Annotated in this window: 14 protein-coding genes and 1 pseudogene; all 15 read right to left on the bottom strand. The window is 62.9% G+C overall.

Features of this window, described 5'->3' with window-relative positions; genetic code table 11:
• Positions 1 to 59: 59 nt before the first annotated feature.
• Positions 60 to 719 (bottom strand): glycosyltransferase family 2 protein, encoded by a 660-nt coding sequence (locus LOY52_RS14180; RefSeq protein WP_258674474.1) that lies wholly within the window; start codon positions 717 to 719, stop codon positions 60 to 62.
• On the bottom strand, positions 716 to 1,315 hold the full coding sequence (locus LOY52_RS14175; RefSeq protein ID WP_258674472.1) for a nodulation S family protein: 600 nt from the start codon (positions 1,313 to 1,315) through the stop codon (positions 716 to 718). Before LOY52_RS14175 ends, LOY52_RS14180 begins: the two co-directional genes overlap by 4 nt.
• Positions 1,312 to 2,085 carry a PIG-L deacetylase family protein gene (locus LOY52_RS14170; RefSeq protein WP_258674471.1) on the bottom strand — a complete coding sequence of 258 codons (774 nt, stop codon included), beginning with the start codon at positions 2,083 to 2,085 and terminating at the stop codon, positions 1,312 to 1,314. Before LOY52_RS14170 ends, LOY52_RS14175 begins: the two co-directional genes overlap by 4 nt.
• Complete coding sequence (locus LOY52_RS14165) at positions 2,082 to 3,080, bottom strand: acyl-CoA dehydrogenase family protein (RefSeq protein ID WP_258674470.1); 999 nt, start codon at positions 3,078 to 3,080, stop codon at positions 2,082 to 2,084. The genes LOY52_RS14170 and LOY52_RS14165 overlap by 4 nt, the downstream gene beginning before the upstream one ends.
• A gap of 1 nt (position 3,081) precedes the next feature.
• Positions 3,082 to 5,241, bottom strand: coding sequence for a glycogen debranching protein GlgX (glgX, locus tag LOY52_RS14160; RefSeq protein ID WP_258674469.1), 2,160 nt, complete (start codon positions 5,239 to 5,241; stop codon positions 3,082 to 3,084).
• Positions 5,242 to 5,495: 254 nt separating this feature from the next.
• Complete coding sequence (locus tag LOY52_RS14155) at positions 5,496 to 5,831, bottom strand: DUF2934 domain-containing protein (RefSeq protein WP_258674467.1); 336 nt, start codon at positions 5,829 to 5,831, stop codon at positions 5,496 to 5,498.
• A 27-nt stretch (positions 5,832 to 5,858) separates the two neighbouring features.
• Positions 5,859 to 8,627: a malto-oligosyltrehalose synthase gene (locus LOY52_RS14150; RefSeq protein ID WP_258674466.1), complete on the bottom strand. Its 2,769-nt coding sequence runs from the start codon at positions 8,625 to 8,627 to the stop codon at positions 5,859 to 5,861.
• A complete protein-coding gene (gene malQ, locus LOY52_RS14145; RefSeq protein WP_258674464.1) occupies positions 8,624 to 10,702 on the bottom strand; it encodes a 4-alpha-glucanotransferase in 2,079 nt (692 codons plus the stop codon). Before malQ ends, LOY52_RS14150 begins: the two co-directional genes overlap by 4 nt.
• On the bottom strand, positions 10,699 to 12,501 hold the full coding sequence (gene treZ / locus LOY52_RS14140; protein WP_258674462.1) for a malto-oligosyltrehalose trehalohydrolase: 1,803 nt from the start codon (positions 12,499 to 12,501) through the stop codon (positions 10,699 to 10,701). The genes malQ and treZ overlap by 4 nt, the downstream gene beginning before the upstream one ends.
• Before the next feature lie 18 nt (positions 12,502 to 12,519).
• Complete coding sequence (glgA, locus tag LOY52_RS14135) at positions 12,520 to 14,106, bottom strand: glycogen synthase GlgA (RefSeq protein ID WP_258674460.1); 1,587 nt, start codon at positions 14,104 to 14,106, stop codon at positions 12,520 to 12,522.
• Between the two features lie 579 nt (positions 14,107 to 14,685).
• Positions 14,686 to 15,639 (bottom strand): D-2-hydroxyacid dehydrogenase family protein, encoded by a 954-nt coding sequence (locus LOY52_RS14130; protein ID WP_258674458.1) that lies wholly within the window; start codon positions 15,637 to 15,639, stop codon positions 14,686 to 14,688.
• 13 nt (positions 15,640 to 15,652) lie between these two features.
• Positions 15,653 to 16,705 carry an alpha/beta fold hydrolase gene (locus tag LOY52_RS14125; RefSeq protein ID WP_258674457.1) on the bottom strand — a complete coding sequence of 351 codons (1,053 nt, stop codon included), beginning with the start codon at positions 16,703 to 16,705 and terminating at the stop codon, positions 15,653 to 15,655.
• 86 nt (positions 16,706 to 16,791) lie between these two features.
• Positions 16,792 to 17,226 carry a YqaA family protein gene (locus LOY52_RS14120; RefSeq protein ID WP_258674455.1) on the bottom strand — a complete coding sequence of 145 codons (435 nt, stop codon included), beginning with the start codon at positions 17,224 to 17,226 and terminating at the stop codon, positions 16,792 to 16,794.
• Positions 17,226 to 17,672 carry a DUF411 domain-containing protein gene (locus tag LOY52_RS14115; protein ID WP_258674453.1) on the bottom strand — a complete coding sequence of 149 codons (447 nt, stop codon included), beginning with the start codon at positions 17,670 to 17,672 and terminating at the stop codon, positions 17,226 to 17,228. Before LOY52_RS14115 ends, LOY52_RS14120 begins: the two co-directional genes overlap by 1 nt.
• A gap of 276 nt (positions 17,673 to 17,948) precedes the next feature.
• Positions 17,949 to 18,476, bottom strand: a pseudogene (locus tag LOY52_RS27435) (methyl-accepting chemotaxis protein); the annotation flags it as partial.
• Positions 18,477 to 18,550 lie beyond the last annotated feature (74 nt).

Raw genomic sequence — 18,550 nt, 5'->3', positions numbered from 1 at the left:
AGAGTATTGCTCATGAAAGTTGATTCGTCGCGTCACAGATCAATCTGATCCGCTTTTTTTTAACCAAGCTGTGCCAGATTTCGCAGATAGTCACCGAATCCACCCCGCGCCCGGCTGTCCAGTCGGGCACTGGTGCGTACCTGCGGGCGATGGCTCCACGCGATATCGGCCCCGCACTGTTCCAGTCGCCGCACCAGTTGCACATCTTCGTCGCAGGCCAGCGGCGGGAAACCACCGGCCCAGCGGTAAACGTCGGCACTGACCCCGAGGTTGGCGCCGTGGATGTGGCGATGCCCGTCACGGGCCTGGTAGTGACTGTGGTAGCGAATCTGCGCGGCTTCGTCGAACGACTGATCCCAGTGTTCGACGGTCACCGTGCCGCATACCGCGTCGGCGCCCAGCCCCAGCTGCGCCACCAGCCAGTCATCGGCCACCCGGCTGTCGGCGTCCGAGCAGGAAATCCAGCGGGCGCCGCGCTCCAGCAGAACCTGCGCGCCGGCGGCCCGGGCCTGGCCGACGTTGCGTGCGTCGATGTGCAGGCTCAGCACCGGAAAACCGCTGACGATCTGAGCCGAGCGGTCGGTGCAACTGTCGAGCACCACCAGCACTTCGACCGGTTCGCCGGCCAACAGCCCATGTTTACTGGCGCGCAATGCCGCGCTGAGGCATTGCTCGAGCAGGTCTTCCTCGTTATGCGCCGGAATCAGAATGCCGATCATCGTAGGCCCTCCAGTGCGGCTACCGAGCGCGGCTCGCGGCTCCAGACTTCAAGAATGAAGTCGGCTTCCTGATGCAGCGCCAGACGCGGCAGCGGTAATTGCTCATGAATCAGGTCGTGCACCTGCCGCGCGTTGAGCGGGCAGCCATCGATGGGCGGGCGCCAGTGGCAGGCCAGCAATTGTCCGTCAGCCGTCAGGGATTCACTGATGCCCCGGATCACTTCTGTCAGATCCTGGGCATCGAGGTAGTAGCCGATTTCGCTAAATACAATCAGGTCGAATTTTTCTTTCGGCCAGTCGTCGGGCAGCCGACTTTGGCGCACCTCGGCATGGTCAAAAAGGCTCAATCGGGTACGCGCCAGGTTCACCGCGGCACTGGCGGTGTCGCAACACAGCAGACGGTCGCAGCGTTCGGCGAGTTCGGCGCTGAGTTCGCCATTGGCGCAACCGGGTTCGAAGATCGCCCGATAATGTGCGCGGGGCAGGGCGGCGAGGGTGATCGCGCGTTTGCGCTGTTCGTACCAGCGCTCGCGGAACGCCCAGGGATCGTCGTTGGCGCTGAACAATCCGTCGAAGTAGCGATCATCGACACTCATAGGAACACCACTTCAAACGGTTGCAGCAGACGATCCAGCACGTACGGCGCCAATACCGGTTGCAGACCGGCTTGCGGGTCGCCTTCCAGTTGGCTGGCGAACGCATGCACCGCATGGCGTTTGCGCGCCACTTGCTCCGGCGACAACAGAATCTTGCGCGCGCGCTGCCATGGCACCGAGGCGTCTTCGGGGGAGGCCCAATGCCAGGTCCATACCGGCAATTCGTGGCAGGTGGCGCCCACCCGCCGCGCAGCTTCGATACTGGCGCGGCCGGCGGCTTCGTGATCGCAGTGGCCGTCCTCGCACCAGGTGCTGAACACCACGTCGCCGGGGCGCAGGTGACGCTCGATGAAGGCGACCAGCGACGGCTCATCCGCGGCGACCTGGCTATCGCTGAAACCCCCGCGCAGCCATTTCATCCGGTGCAACGGCACGCCGAGGCGACGCAGAGCTTCGGCCGATTCCTGCGGCCGCACTACGCTCAGACGTTCGACCGGCCAGCGCTCGGAGCCAGGATGACTGGCGCTGCCATCGGTGACCGAGATCAGTTGCAACTGACGCCCGGCGGCGGCCAGCAACTGCAGCATCCCGCCGCAGCCGAGCACTTCGTCGTCCGGGTGCGGGGCGACGACCACCGCCCGCGCGCCCGGTGGCACCAGACTGAGGACATCGACGCTGTCCAGCGCCGCCAGGTGCCGGGAATGTTGCCATTGCAGCAGCGAAGTGCCCTGGTGGCCGATGATCGGGTCAGGTTTGTTGGCGGCATTCATAGCGTCCACACCTCCTCGGGATGTTCGGCCAGCGATTGGCCAAGCGCGGCGAGATCACGCTCGGCATGGCTCTGGCGCAGGAACACCGGCAGATCAGCAATCAACCGGGCGAAGTGCCGATCCTTGCAGAACGGCCCGGCACCCAGCGCCCGACCGGTCTCGCGCATCACTTGTTCGGCTGACTGTTCGACCACAGCACGGGCGCGCCGGGCCAACAGCTCGGCTCCGGCTTCGGGGTGTGCATCGATGTGCAGCGCACTGAAGCGCAGCACATTGGCTGCCGCGTACAACGCCGTATCGACCGCGCCGAGATGGGCGAGGGCATGCGGCTCCTGACGTTGCGCGCAGTGTTTACGCAGCGCCTCGGCGATCTTCCTTGCCGCGCCGTACCAGCACGCGGCGATGCCGATCCCACCTTGCCAGAAACCCGGACGATTCAGGTAGTCACCGGGTTCGCCGATGGCCTGGGCTTCGGCGCCGTCGAACAACACTTCGACGCTGCCGGTGGCGCCCATGCCGACCGCTTGCCAGCCCTGATCGGTGATGGTCACGCCCGGTTGATCCAGCGCCACCGCGACCAGTTGCTGGCGATCCTCGGCATCCCACGCGGTGAGCAGCGCATGGCTGAGCACCGCCGCCCCCGAGCACCATGCCTTGCGCCCGTCGAGGCGCACCATGTGCCCGGCCGGTCGCACCTGCACCCGAGCCTGCGGTGGTTCAGCCGCCCACATGCCCCAAGTGCTGCCCGGGGTGGGCGAGCCACCGAGCTGTTCGATGATCGCCAGTGCGTCGGTGTGGCCTTCATAGAGTTTGCACAATCCCAGATCATGTCCGCCGACTTCAGCCAGACGCTGAAAACGCTCCAGCGTGCGGCCGCTGCCCGGTAACGGCAACTGATCCAGACCGGCCTCGACCAGCGCCCGCAGGCAATGGCCGAGCGCTGCGGTGTCGCGATAGTCGGGCGGGCGGCGCGCCAGATAACTGTGCAGGTCCATATCAGTCTTCTTCTTCGCGTTGCAGTTCGAACAGCAGCAGCGAACGGCCGGTCACCGAGTATTCATGGCCGAAATCGAAGCGTTCCTGACCGCGAATCGACGGCTGATTGGTGTCGATCATGCAGGTCCAGAAACTGCCTTCCGGCACTTCCGGCAGGCTGAAGTTGACGATGTCGTGATGGGCGTTGACCACCAGCAGCAGCGTCGCGTCGGCACCCTTGCGGCGGATCCCGGTTTCCTGCGCGCGACCATCAAGGAGCATGCCCAGGCAGCGGTTATGCGCGTCATGCCAGTGTTCGGTGGTCATCTCGGTGCCGTCCGGCGCCAGCCAGGTGACGTCCTTGACGCCGATGTCCTCGTTGTATTCGCCGACCAGGAAGCGCCCGCGACGCAGGATCGGATAAGCCAAACGCAACTTGATCAGGCGTTTGACGAACTTGAGCAGCGCCTTGCCGTCCTCGCTCAGGTCCCAGTTGACCCAGCCGATCTCGCTGTCCTGGCAATAGGCGTTGTTGTTGCCGTCCTGCGTGCGGGCGAATTCGTCACCGGCAACAATCATCGGCGTGCCCTGCGACAGCAGCAGCGTGGCGAAGAAGTTGCGCATCTGCCGATGGCGCAGCGCATTGATCTCGGGATCGTCGGTCGGGCCTTCGACGCCGTGGTTCCACGACAGGTTGTTGTTGCTGCCGTCCTGGTTGTTCTCGTCGTTGGCTTCGTTGTGCTTGTCGTTGTACGACACCAGATCGTTGAGGGTGAAACCGTCGTGGGCGGTGATGAAGTTCACCGACGAATACGGCCGCCGCCCGCGCTGGTTGAACATCTCGCCGGACGCGGTCATACGGCTGGCGAAGTCAGCAACCTGACCGTCGTCACCTTTCCAGAACGCGCGCACGGTGTCGCGGAATTTGTCGTTCCACTCGACCCAGCCCGGCGGGAAGTGGCCGACCTGATAGCCACCGGGGCCACAGTCCCAAGGCTCGGCGATCATTTTTACCTGACGCAGCACCGGGTCCTGACGGCAGGCGACGAGGAAGCTGTGACGCTCGTCGAAACCGTCGTGATAGCGCCCGAGAATGGTAGCCAGGTCGAAGCGGAAACCGTCGACGTGCATCTCGCTGGCCCAGTAGCGCAGCGAATCGGTGACCATCTGCAGCACGCACGGGTGACTGAGGTCGAGGGTGTTGCCGGTGCCGGAATCGTTGATGTAATAGCGCTTGTCGTCCGGCATCAGGCGGTAGTAGGACGCGTTGTCGATGCCGCGCATCGACAGGGTCGGGCCTTGTTCGTTGCCCTCGGCGGTGTGGTTGTAGACCACGTCGAGGATCACTTCCAGATTGGCCTCGTGCAGGTGCGCGACCATCTCCTTGAACTCGGCGATCTTGCCGCTGGCCAGATAACGCGGGTCCGGGGCGAAGAAGGCGATGCTGTTGTAGCCCCAGTAGTTGGTCATGCCCTTGTGCAACAGGTGCTGGTCGTTGACGAAGGCGTGAATCGGCAGCAACTCCACGCTAGACACGCCGAGTTTGCGGATGTGTTCGAGCACGTCGTCGACCATCAGACCGGCAAACGTACCGCGCACGTTCTCCGGCACCGAAGGGTGACGCATGCTGATGCCGCGAACGTGGGTTTCATAAATGATGGTTTTGTCCCACGGCACGCTGACGCGGTGGTCGTTGCCCCAGGTGTGCGCCGGGTCGATGACCTTGCACTTGGGCACGAACGGCGCGCTGTCGCGTTCATCGAAACTGAGGTCGGCATCGGGGTGGCCGATGGTGTAGCCGAACAGCGCCTCGGACCATTTCAACTCGCCGACCAGCTGTTTGGCGTAGGGGTCGATCAACAGTTTGTTGTGGTTGAAGCGATGGCCGTTCGCCGGGTCATACGGACCATAGACGCGGTAGCCGTAGATCAGCCCCGGGTGGGCGTCGGGCAGATAGCCGTGGTAGATCTCGTCGGTGTATTCCGGCAGTTCGATGCGTTCGAGTTCGACTTCGCCGGCATCGTCGAAGATGCACAGCTCAACCTTGGTGGCATTGGCGGAAAACAGCGCAAAGTTCACCCCCAGACCATCCCAGGTGGCGCCGAGCGGGAGGGGCAGACCTTCACGGATTCTGGCCGGCTCAGCGTGCGCTGCGGGCTCGGCTTTTTTTGGACTGGACATGATTGCTCCTGCAAAACGGGTTGGTTCGAATAACGGATCAGCTGTGGGAACCGAATCTGTGGTGAGGGGATTTATCCCCGATCGGCTGCGAAGCAGTCGCAAACTCGGGGCCGCTGCGCGACCCATCGGGGATAAATCCCCTCACCACAAATGCTCTCCAGACAGGGGAGTAAGGTGTTTTTTTTAGGACGAGTGAGTCCTCGGTGGCGAGCAAACCCGCCACACGGTCATTCAGTTCAATAATCCCGGGTGGGTCAGTTGGCCGGGGGTTTGCGCGGGGCGCGCGGCTTTTTCTCGGCGGCTTTTTCGCCCGGTGGAATCACTTTGGCGGCGCTGGAGGGCTTGGCTTTGGCGTCCGCAGGCGCCTTGGGCTTGGCCGCCGGGGTCTTGCTTTCGCTGGCTTTGCCGTTCGCAGTCTTGCCGGCGGTTTTGCTGCCCGCAGCCTTGGGCGACTTCTTCGGCGCCAGGGCCTCGGCTTCGGCCAGTTTGCGCGCCATTTCCCAATGACGCGCTTCATGACCTTCAGGTTTGCCCTCCGATTCCCAGATCTGATAGGCAAACTCGCGGATGCGTTTATCGTCGGTACTCATCGCAATGCTCCTGAACTGAACTCGTCGTTACGTAAAGAGTTGGATAAACAGATTGACCGGGAAATCCCCCAGCGCGGCGCTGACGTTCAGCTCCCTGTTTTTTGTGACTGCGCTGCTGTGAAAAAGTCCCTTCAGGTTTGAGTCAGAGGCGGCGAACGGTAAAACCACTCGCGTATCGCCCCAGCGCAGCGCATCCACCTGTGGCTCGGCACTGTTTTCCAGCAACGTCGCGCAGCGGATCGGCACGATCACGATGGCGTAGCGGCCCTCGTGCTCACGAGCGAACGCGAGCACGTTGTGCGCCTGCTCACCCAGCACCTCCAGAGCCTGATACGTGCCCCGGCGAAACAGCTCGGCGTGTTCGGCGCGCAGGTTCAACACCTGGGCGATCAACGCTTGCTTGATGCGCCCGTCACGCCAGTTCGCCAGCAGCTCCGGCAGCGGCGCGTGTCCGTCCAGGGCCTGCGCGCGAGCGGCGTAATCCACCGGCCGGCGGTTGTCCGGATCGACCAGGCTGAAGTCCCAGAACTCGTTGCCTTGATACAGATCCGGCACCCCCGGCACGGTCATGCGCAGCAAGGTTTGCGCCAGACTGTTGAGGGCGCCGGCCGGCGCGATGCTGTTGACGGTCTTGCTCAGCGCGGCGCGCAGCAGCTCACCTTCATCACCGGTGAGCAGGCGTTGGGTGAACGTCTGCGCAGCGTTTTCGTAGGTTTCATTCGGCGCGCTCCAGCTGCTTTGCAGCTTGGCTTCGCGCAGGGCTTTCTGTTGCCACTGCCAGATGCGTTCGGCGTAGTCGCTGAAACCTGCCTGATCGTTATCACGCAATTGCAGCGGCCAACTGCCGAGCAGCGCCTGATAAAGGATCAGTTCATCACCGGACGACGGCACTTGATCATCGTCGCGCAATGGCCGGGCGAGGGCGCGCCACAACTCGACCTGCTCGGCGTACCAGTGGCTGCGTTCGCTGAGCACCGCCAGTCGCGCGCGGGTGTCTTCGCCGCGTTTGTGGTCGTGGGTGGCGGTGGCCAGCAAGTTGTCGGGGAACGCGTCCAGGCGTTGCTGATTGACCGCATGGAAGTCGCTGACCGGTGCGCTGAACAGCTCGGTGTTGTAGCCGACGTCATTGCGCGACAGCAGGACTGCCGAGCGATACAACGCGGTGTCTTCCACGGCTTTGGCCGCTGCCGGCGACGTCAGTTGCTGGAAACGTACGCAGGCGTGCTTGAGGATCTTGCGCGAGCGCCCGCGTGGTTTGTGCCGCCATGGCGTGCCACCGAGCCAGGCAGCCACACAGTCAAGCACCGGCCAGTCGCCTTCGCCCAGCGTCTGCCGCGCGCCGTCCATGGCCTGCTGGAAGAACTGTTCATCCTGCGCCGCGCGACCCAGCGCATTGATGTAAGTGCGATACACCGGGAAATGCACGATCAGCGCCTGCAACACCCGGCGGATCGCGCCGAGGGTCAGGTCACGGGTCATCAGGTCGTCGCGCGCCACTTGCAGTAGTGCCTGGGCGACGCTTTCGAAGTCACTGGCCAGCGAGCCGTTGAGGATCTGCTGGCGTGCCAGTTGCGCTTCTTCGATGAACGCCGCCGGACGCTCGGTGCGGCGTTGCCACAGGTCGCCGAGAACGTGTTCGCCATCCGGGTCGTGTTGCAGCAGCGACAGTTGATTCATGAACTCGTAACCGGTGCTGCCATCCACCGCCCAGTCGGTGCGCAGGGTTTCGCCGGCACCGAGAATCTTTTCGACGTAGATCGGCAAGTGCCGATCCGGCGCAAGCAAGTCGAGGCGCCGCCGCAGTTTGCGGCAATAGCCACGCGGGTCGGCGAGACCGTCGATGTGGTCGATGCGCAAACCGTCGACCAGGCCTTCGGCGATCAACTGAAAGATCTTGCCGTGAGTCGCTTCGAACACGGCCGGACGCTCAACGCGCAGACCGCCGAGTTCGTTGATGTCGAAAAAGCGCCGCCAGTTGATGTCGTCTGCTGCGGTGCGCCAACTGGCCAGACGGTAGCTCTGGCGTTCGAGTAACTGGTGCAGCTTGTCGAAGCCTTCTGCAGTCGTGGAGTCGTAATGCGCGAGACTTTCCGTGATCGCGGCGAGGACCTGCGGATCGCTCGCCAGCTCTTTCAGTTCTTCCTTGAGCGGCATCGCCAGCGCATGGGCGTCAGTCTGGTAGCTGAGGGTGCTGAAACGATCGGCCAGGGATTTCAGCGCTTCGAGCGGTTTGAGCAACTCGCCGTAGTCATTCGGGCAGATCGGGAAGTGGTGCTCGTAATGCTCGACGTGGAAGCGACCTTGCTGCGCATCGAAGCGCAGTTTCAGCGTGCCTTCCTGCAGCGCGACACCGTAATCGCTGCCGAGAAACGGTAGCAGCAATTGGCCTTCCATCAACGGGTCCGGCGAGTGCCACTGAATGTCGAAGAACTCGCCGTAAGGGCTCAGGCGGCCCCATTCCAGCAGATCGAGCCACCACGGATTGTCACCGCCACCGACGGCCATGTGGTTGGAGACGATGTCGAGGATCAGGCCCATGCCGTGTTCGCGCAGAGCGCTTACCAGACGCCGCAGCGCCGGTTCGCCGCCGAGTTCCGGATTGACTTGCGTCGGGTCGACCACGTCGTAGCCGTGCATCGAACCGGCGCGGGCCGCGAGCAGCGGTGAGGCATAAATGTGGCTGATGCCGAGACGGGCAAAGTACGGCACCAGCGGCACCGCCTGTTCCAGAGTGAAACCCTTGTGAAATTGCAGGCGCAGGGTGGCGCGCAACGGTTGGTTGAACGATGAATTCATTGGTCACGCTCGGCAGCTTGCAGGCGGGCACAGGCCAGTAGTTCCAGGCGGCGCGCGGCATCGGCGCCATCGAGCAAGGCTTCGCTGTTGCCGGGCAGGCGCCGCGACCAATTCGGATGGCTGTCGATGGTACCCGGCAGGTTGGCTTGCTCGTCGATGCCCAGCGCGTCTTCCAGTGGCAACAGCACCAGCGGCGCGCGGGTGTGACCGAGGAAACGCACACTGGCATCGACCACTTGATCGGCTTCGTGGGACTCTTCGCGGAAGTTTTGCGGGTCCTGACTCAGCGCATCGCGCAGGCCTTGGCGTTCACGCTGGCGATGTCGGCGCCATTCGATTTCACCGTTGGCATCGACAAAGTCCAGGCGCGCATTCCAGTCGATGTCGCGGCCATGCCACCAGCCATTGAGCGTCGGCAGGTCGTGGGTGGTGGTGGTCGCCAGCGCGTTGTCCGGCCAGTCGAGAATCGGTTTGAAACGGGTGTTGTCCTGTTCGAACAGCAGCACGCGCATGCCAAGGATCGCCCGCGCGCTGAGTTTTTCGCGCAGGCCGTCAGGCACGGTGCCAAGGTCTTCGCCGAGGACGATGGTCTGGTGCCGATGGGATTCGAGGGTCAGCAGCCGCAGCAGATCGTCCACCGGGTAATACAGGTACGCACCGTCGGCCGGCGCCGCGCCGTTGGGGATCACCCACAGGCGTTGCAGGCCCATTACATGGTCGATGCGCAAGCCGCCCGCATGGGCAAAGTTGGCGCGCAGCATGTCGATGAAAGCGCGAAAGCCGTTGCGGATCAGGCCTTCGGGGGAAAACGCGGAAATCCCCCAGCCCTGCCCGGTGCGGTTGAGAATGTCTGGCGGCGCACCCACGGTGAGCGAGGCGAGCAGTTCGTCCTGAAAGCTCCAGGCCTGGCTGCCGGCGCCGTCGGCACCGACCGCAAGGTCAGCGATCAGGCCGATGCCCATGCCAGCACCGCGTGCAGCCGCTTGCGCACGCTCCAGGCAACGGTGGATCAGCCACTGGCAAAAGGCGAAGTAGCCGATGCGCTCGGCGTATTCCTCGGCAAACGCTTCGAGGGCGGCGCCACGCGGCTCGTGCCAGTGTTCCGGCCAGTGCCGCCAGTCGAGGCTTTCGCCCCGGGCGGCGCGCATTTCCTGAATGGCTTCGAAGCGGCAGTGATTTTCCAAGGCTTCGCCACCGGCATGGCGGAAACTGGCGAAGTCGGCGTGCAACGGATGTTCGCCGGCGACGAAGCCGTCGTACAGGGCTTGCAGCAGTTTGTGCTTGGCCTCGGCGGCGCTGGGCCAATCGATCAGTTTGAGGTCTTCCAGTTGCTTGAATTGCTCGGCCAGACCGCTGGCGTCGATCGCATCGCGCAAGGCCCGTTCGCCAAGGATTGCGCCTGGAGCGGCATACAGCGAATTGAGGAACAGCCGGCTGGACGGTGAATACGGGCTGTAGCGTCCGGTGTCGGCGCTGAACATCGCATGCAAAGGACTGATCGCCAGCGCCTCGGCGCCGCGTTCGCCGGCCACTCGGGCCAGCTCTTCCAGTGCCTGGGTGTCACCAAAACCGCCATCGCCGGGGCGGCGCAGACTGTACAGTTGCGCGCTCAGGCCCCAGACGCGGGGGATCGGGTTATCTACCGCATCGCCGACGCTGTAGCAGCGCTCCGGCGCCACGGCGAGGGTGAAAGACTGATCGGCGATGTGTACTTGTTGATAGCCGACCGGGATCAACCCCGGCAGTTTCGCTTCGGCATCGAGCTTGAGGTTGAGCCGTGAACCGTCTTCAAGCTGGATTTCGCAAGGCGTTTCCGGTTCGAAATAGCGGGCCAGATCAACGCTGACCCCGACATCGGCGGTCAACAGCGGCGGCAGGTGGCGATCCTGTTGCACCTGTTGCAGTTGCAGCAGGCTGGCGTCGATTTCCTGCGCGGTATTGGCCGGATGACCCAGGCCGGTGAGAACATTGCGCAGCACCGCCGGGGCGACTTTCTGCGGGCGGCCATTGGCGTCGATCCAGTCGACGGCGAGGCCGGCGCGGCTTGCGAGTATTTCCAGTTGCGCATCGCTCATAGGCGCTCTCCATCCAGAGGTTGCAAGGGGGTTGCGGCCGTGAGGCTGACAAGCGCGCAATACGCGGGCAGTACGCCCGGTTCCGACAGGGCAACGGCGGGCGGCTGCTGAAACAGCCACACGGCGTCGGTCTGTGCAGGGTTGACCACTGGCGTATCGCTGAGGTTCAGGTCAATTCGCAGCTCGCTGCCATCGCCCAGGCGCCAGCGCGCACTGACCGCACCGAAACCGAGCATATGCGCGCCGAGCGCCTGGGTGCCGGACAGATTGGGAATGATGTAGCGGTGGCGCAATTGCAGCAGTTGCCGGTACAGCGCGAGGGTTTCCTGCTGCTTTGCGCTGCCGCTGCCGACCAGGCGAGGCTGCGAGGCGTGGAAGGTCTGCTCGGCATTCGGATCGGGAATTTTTTCGCGTTTGTGCGGATCGGCGAAGGCGCTGAACCCGGCGAATTCATTGCGCCGACCTTCGCGCACCAGATCCGCGAGTTCACCGTGGTGGCTGGTGAAAAACAGAAACGGCTGCTCGGCCGCGTACTCATCGCCCATGAACATCAGCGGAATCATCGGCGACAGCAACAACAGCACGGTGGCGGCCTGCACGGCGCGTGGATCGGCCAGGTGATGCAAACGTTCGCCGAAGGCCCGGTTGCCGATCTGGTCGTGGTTCTGCAGGAACAGGATGAAAGCGGTCGAGGGCAGGTGTTCGCTGGGCTCGCCGCGCGGTTCGCCGTGGCGGGTGATGTGGCCTTGAAACACGAAGCCCTGACTCAAACACCGCACCAGTTGCTCGGTGGGTTGCAGCGCATAGTCAGCGTAGTAGGCGTCGGTTTCGCCGGTCAGCAGCACGTGCAGGGCGTTGTGGCCGTCATCGTTCCACTGCGCGTCGTAATCCTCTTCAAGCAGGCTCGACTGGTTGAGCTCGTTCTCCACGGTTAGCCAGACATGGCGCGTCGGATCGATCTGCTGACGAATGCGTTGTGCCAGTTCGGGCAGGAAGTCCGGACTCTCAATCGCGTGAACCGCGTCCAGGCGCAGCCCGTCGAAGCGGTATTCGAGCAGCCACATCAGCGCGTTGTCGATGAAGAAGTCCCGCACTTCACGACGACGGAAGTCGATCGCGGCGCCCCAGGGCGTGTGCTTGTCTTCGCGAAAGAAGCCTTTGGCATAGCGCCCGAGGTAATTGCCGTCAGGGCCGAAGTGGTTGTAGACCACGTCGAGAATCACCGCCAGACCATGGCCGTGGGCGCTGTCGATCAGATGCTTGAGTTGTTCCGGGGGGCCATAGGAGGCTTGCGGGGCGTAGGGCAGTACGCCGTCGTAGCCCCAGTTGCGCGTGCCGGGGAATTGCGCGATCGGCATCAGTTCGATGGCGGTGATGCCCAGTTCGGCGAGGCGCGCCAAGTGCTGCTCGACTTCGGCAAAGCCGCCGAATGCGCCGACATGCAGCTCGTAGATCACCGCTTCGCTCCACGGCCGGCCGTGCCAGGTGGTATGTCGCCACTGATAGGCCAGCGGATCGACCACCACGCTGTGGCGATCGAGGTCGCCGTCCTGGGCACGGGAGGCCGGGTCGGGCACTTCCAGTTCGCCATCGATGTTGAAGCGGTAGCGGGTGCCCGCCGGGCACCGGGTCTTGATCACGAACCAGCCATCGGCCTGCGGTAACATCGGCAAGGACTGACCGTCTTCAAGTTCGACACTGACGTAAAACGCATCCGGTGCCCACAGCGCAAACTGAGTGTGTTCGGCGTCCTGCATGATCGCGCCGTGGGGCCAGTTTTCTTGGGTCCGTAACGGCATTGTGCAAAGCTCCCTGAGTTATTTGTGGCCGGCTTTACCCAGCGCCTTGGCGACCAGTTGTTCGTAGAGTTCGGCATACGGTTCGACCGCTTTGCACCAGTTGAACGGCGCGGCCATCGCTCTGCAGCGCATGGCGTTGAGCAGGTCGGGGAAGGCGAATACCTTGAACGCGCGGCTCAGGGCTTCGCGGTAGCTCTCGACAGTGGACTCGTCGAAGAGGAAACCGGTGACACCGTTTTCGATGGTGTCGGCCAGGCCGCCGGTATTGCGCGCCACTGGCAACGAGCCGAAGCGCTGCGCGTACATCTGGCTCAGGCCGCAAGGTTCATAGCGCGACGGCATCAGCAGGAAATCGCTGCCGGCGAACATGCGCCGGGCGTCGGTTTCATTGAAGCCGATGCGTACGCCAATCTGCCCGGGGAAGCGCAGCGCCAGTTCACGCATGGCCTGTTCTTCTTCCGGCTCGCCACGACCGATGATTGCGATCTGGCCACCGTTCTGCACGATGTATTCGGAGACGGCTTCAGTCAGATCCAGACCTTTCTGATAAACCAGGCGCGAGACCACGGCGAACAGCGGGCCGCTGGAATCTTTCAAGCCAAACAGTTCACGCACATGGTCGGCGTTGACCGCTTTGCCTTCCCAGTCGCCGATGGCGAATGGTGCGAACAGGTGTGGATCGGTGGCGGCGTCCCAGCTCTCGTCGATGCCGTTGGGAATGCCGCTGAGCAAGCCTTGCTGGGTCTTGGCGGCGAGAAAACCGTCGAGACCGCAGCCGAAATCCGGGGTGGTGATTTCCTGCGCGTACGTCGCGCTGACCGTGGTGATATGGCTCGAATAGGCCATGCCGGCCTTGAGGAACGACATTTTGCCGTAGAACTCCATGCCTTCCTGTTGCAGGGCATGGGTCGGGATGCCGAGTTCCGGGCACGAGCCGAGGCTGGTCACGCCTTGGTAGGCGAGGTTGTGAATGGTGAACAGGGTCGGCGTGCGCTGCCCGCGCCAGTGCATATAGGCCGGGGCGAGACCGGCGGGCCAGTCGTGGGCGTGCACCAGATCCGGGCACCAGTGAATTTGTGCGAGGTTGGCGGCGATGTCGGCAGCGGCCAGGCCCAGGCGGGCGAAACGAATATGGTTGTCCGGCCAGTCGCGGCCGTTGTTGGCACCGTACGGCGAGCCTTCACGCTCATACAGCTCGGGGCAGATCAGCACGTAGATCACCAGCCCGTCCGGCATGTCCATACGGCCGATCTTGCATGGAGGCAGCGCGGCATGGCCGCCGAGTTCGCCGATGATATGGATCGGGTTCTCGCTGTGCATCACCTGCGGGTAACCGGGGATCAACACCCGCACATCGTGCAGGTGCGCCATGGCGCGGGGCAGGGCGGCGGAAACGTCGCCCAGGCCGCCGGTCTTCACCAGGTCGGCGATTTCCGAGGTCACGAACAACACTTTCTTCTTGTTGGGATTCTGGCTGGCGACCGGCGTCAGCGTTTTGGTGCCCGGGACGTTGATCGACCGGCTGCCGGGAAGACTCAATGTGCTCGCTTCGCCTACTGACTGCTGAGCACGCTCTCCCTGAATATCCAATGCCGCACTGATCATGTGAATCTCCCGTGTCGTTGATCTGTTTCTTGTCTGGAACAAGCCATATCCATGGCCAAATCCTGTGGCCGGGCGCAAACGCGCCACGCATCGGTGAGCAAACGCTACCCAACACGCGCAAGCAGAATGGGTGAAGTGGCCGTTGCAAGGATTACACCAGTCGCGTTGCCCCTGCCTTTCTGATGACCCGTCGCTTCACGCAAAAGTTTCGACTTTTTTTGCGTGCGGTGACCGACTGGTCTGACCCCGAGAAAATCAGTCTAGGCCAGATCCTAGAGCGGGCCGGGGCAAATAGGTAAATTGTTCGACAATCGGTTTGCAGGCGGCGAAAGACGTGGTGTGCAGGGCTGAACGCACCGACGAAGTGCAGGTTTTTTTCTGTGGAGGGGCCAAAACGGTGACTGGGTGGTCACGATTTTGTGCTAGCGGGGAGGGTGGGCGCACTGTTGTGGTGCGGGCAGTTTGTTGCTTTGCTGAACGCTGGTGTACCTGTAGGAGCTGCCGGAGGCTGCGATCTTTTGATCTTGATCTTAAAAACAAGATCAAAAGATCGCAGCCTCCGGCAGCTCCTACATGGGATCAGTTGAGGATTCGGATTGGGTTATCTGCCGCCCAACGCTGGATATCCTCGATCATCTGCGCAAAGAACTGCGCATAGTTCTGCCGACTCACATACCCCACGTGCGGCGTGGCCAGCACATTGTCCAGGGTGCGGAACGGATGCAATTCAGGCAGTGGCTCCTGATCGAACACATCCAGCGCCGCGCCGGCGATCTTCTGTTTCTGCAACGCCTTGATCAGCGCCGCTTCGTCGACGATCGGCCCGCGGGCGGTGTTGACCAGCAGCGCGGTGGGCTTCATCCAGTCCAGCGCTTGTGCGTCGACCAGCCCGCGGCTACGTTCGCTGAGCACCAGATGCACCGATAGCACGTCAGCCTGTTCGAACAGTTGCTGCTTGCCGACCCAGGTCACGCCGGCCTGCTGTGCGCGTTCGGCGGTGAGGTTTTCGCTCCAGGCAATCACGCGCATGCCGAACACCTGAGCGAATTGCGCGACCTTCTGGCCGATGCTGCCCAGACCGAGAATGCCCAGGGTCTTGCCGTGCAAATCACCGCCCAGCCCTTGCTGCCAGCCGCCGGCGCGCAGGGAATTGGCTTCATTCACCAGATTGCGCGTGGCGGCCATGATCAGCGCCCAGGTCAGTTCCGGCGCCGCGTGTTTGTAGCTGTCGGTGCCGCAGACCTTGATCCCGAGGCTGGCGGCGGCCTGCATGTCCAGCGCGGCGTTACGCATGCCGCCGGTGACCAGCAGCTTGAGGTTGGGCAGGCGCTGCAGCAGGTCCTGGTCGAAACGCGTGCGCTCGCGCATCACGCAGATCACCTGGTACCGGCCCAGTCGTTCGGCCAGCGTGGCGTTGTCTGCCGGGTAGTCATGCACAAACGTCACTTCGCCGATGCTGTCGAGCACCGACCAGTCGACCACGTCCCGTGCCACGTCCTGCCAGTCATCGATCACTGCAATCTGCACCGCCATCAGCCTTACCTCATCAACGAACGGGATTGGTGTTGTTCAGCCAGCCGAGCAAGGCCTGGTGAAATTTCGCCGGTTCTTCCATCTGCGGCGCGTGGCCCATGCCGGGGAATTCCACCAGCGTCGACTGTGGAATCAGCTTGGCGACCTGCTTGCCGAGCACTTCATAATGGCCGATTTTCGCCTTGACCTCGGGGGACGCGAGATCCTTGCCGATGGCCGTGGTGTCGGACGTGCCGATCAACAGCAGGGTCGGCATCTTCAGGTCCTTGAACTCGTAGTACACCGGCTGGGTGAAGATCATGTCGTAGATCAGTGCCGAGTTCCACGCCACCTGGGTTTTGCCCGGACCGTTGCTCAGGCCGGCGAGCATGTCGACCCAGCGGTCGAATTCGGGTTTCCAGCGCCCGTCGTAATAGGTGTTGCGCTCGTAGTCGCGAATGCCTTGGGCGGTGACTTTCAGTTCACGCTGATACCACTGATCCACGGTGCGATACGGCACGCCGAGGGCTTTCCAGTCTTCCAGGCCGATCGGATTGACCAGCGCCAGCTGTTCGACCTGATCCGGGAACAGCAGCGCGTAGCGAGTGGCGAGCATGCCGCCGGTGGAATGGCCGAGCAGGGTGGCTTTCTGGATGCCCAGGGCCTTGAGCAACTGTTGGGTGTTGGTCGCCAGTTGCTGGAAACTGTATTGGTAATGATCGGGTTTGCTGGAGGTGCAGAAGCCGATCTGATCCGGCGCGACGACACGGTAACCGGCCTCGCTCAAGGCCTTGATCGAACTGTCCCAGGTGGCGGCGCAAAAGTTCTTGCCGTGCATCAGCACCACGGTGCGCCCGTTGGCCTTGCCGTGGGCGGCGACGTCCATGTAGCCCATCTGCAGGGATTTACCCTGGGACTGAAAGGCAAAGTGCTTGAGCGTGTAGGGATATTGGAAACCTTGCAGCTCCGGGCCATAGGTCTGGCCATCGGCGGGTGCAGTTTCAGTGGGCGCTGCAGCGTCGGCGAATAGCGGCAGCGCAGCAGTCAGGACCAGGCCGGGCAGCCAGCGGGATAATGTGACGGACATAAGGGCAAACTCCATGGAAATCGGCCGATGCTGGAACGCCCGGATTAGGGCGACGTTAACCACAGGCAACGCCATGGCCCGAATGTTCAACCGAGCCAGCCCAGGGTCAGCATTGCCACCGCGACGTAACGCGCAGCTTTGGCCAGCGTGACGATCAGCAGAAAGCGCCCGAGCGGCTCGCGCATGACGCCGGCGATCAGGGTCAGCGGATCACCGATCACCGGCAGCCAACTCAGTAGCAGCGACCAGTGACCATAGCGCTCGTAGTGTCTGCGCGCGATGACCATGTGTTTCGCGCTGACGGGAAACCAGCGTCGATCCTGAAAGCGTTCGAGGCCGCGCCCCAGCCACCAGTTGACCAGCGAACCGAGAACATTGCCCAGCGTCGCCACGCCCAGCAGGCCCCAGAGCCAGTAACGGTCGCCGGCGATCAGCCCGACCAGCAGCGCTTCGGATTGCAGCGGCAACAGCGTCGCAGCGCCGAACGCCGCCGCGAACAGCCCGATGTAACCGGCAGCCATCAGTGCGCCGGGTAGTCCGCCACCACCACATCTGTGCCGTCCTTCTTCAGGCCGATCACTTGATAGGCATCGCTCATGCCGTCCATTTCCATGCCCGGCGATCCCATGGGCATACCCGGTGCGGCGATACCCAGCAGATCGTCGCGTTTGCTCAGGGCCAGCACTTGTTCAGCCGGCACATGGCCTTCGACGAACTTGCCGTTGATCAGCGCGGTATGGCACGAGCCCAGGCGCGCTGGCACGCCGTGTTGCTGCTTGAAACTGCTCATGTCGCTTTCGACATGATCTTCGACTTTGAAGCCATTGGCTTCGAGATGGCTGATCCATTTCTTGCAGCAGCCGCAATTTGCGTCGCGATGCACTTCGATCGGGATCAGCTCGGCGGCCTGGGCCAGGGAGGAAAGGAGCAGGGCGCTGAGGGCGGCCAGTCGCAGGGTGGTTCGCATGGTGGGCTCTCGACAAGGATGACGGTCAAAAAGGAAAGTATTTTGACCGGATTATCCTGCCGGGCATCAACGGAGTGTTTCAAGTTGATACAAGGCAGGCTGGCAGGATGATCATGGATCAAGCCTGACAGCCTGCTGAGCGGGAGATTACAAATCCGTCAGATAAAACACGCCCCCCTGTAGGAGCTACGGCACGCTGCGATCTTTTGACTTTGATTTTATAAACCAGGATCAAAAGATCGCAGCGTGCCGCAGCTCCTACAGGGGAACGGGGAATCACCGAACCTTGAACCGCCCCATGATCGCGCTCACCCGGTTGTTGGCCTCCAGCAACTGGTGGGTGTTGCGCTCGCTGGCCTGGCCGCTGTGCACCAGTTCTTCGACCATGTGGCGGATCTGCACCATGCTGCGGTTGATCTCTTCGGTCACCGCACTTTGCTGTTCGGCAGCGGTGGCGATTTGCGTGCTGAGGCTGTTGATGTGGCTGACCGAACCGGCCATTTCGTCCAGACCCGAGTTGACCCGCGCCGTGGCGTCGGCGGCGGACTGGCAACTGGCCTGGGTGTTTTCCATGGCGCTGACCGACGAGCTCACGCCTTGCGTCAGGCGAGTCAACATTTCGTTGATTTCCGAAGTGCTGGCCTGGGTGCGAGCGGCGAGGGCGCGGACTTCATCGGCAACCACGGCAAAGCCGCGACCCTGTTCACCGGCCCGGGCGGCTTCGATGGCGGCGTTGAGCGCCAGCAGGTTGGTCTGCCCGGCAATTGCGCCGATCACCCCGAGAATCTCGGTGATGCGCTGTGCGTCCTGCTGCATGTTCTCGACTTTCTGGGTGGCGCTGGCCACTTCATCGATCAAGGCCACGACGCTGTTGGTCG

It is taken from the genome of Pseudomonas sp. B21-051 (assembly GCF_024748795.1).
Taxonomy (GTDB): Bacteria; Pseudomonadota; Gammaproteobacteria; order Pseudomonadales; family Pseudomonadaceae; genus Aquipseudomonas; species Aquipseudomonas putida_A.
This window is presented reverse-complemented; position numbering and strand designations above follow the sequence as displayed.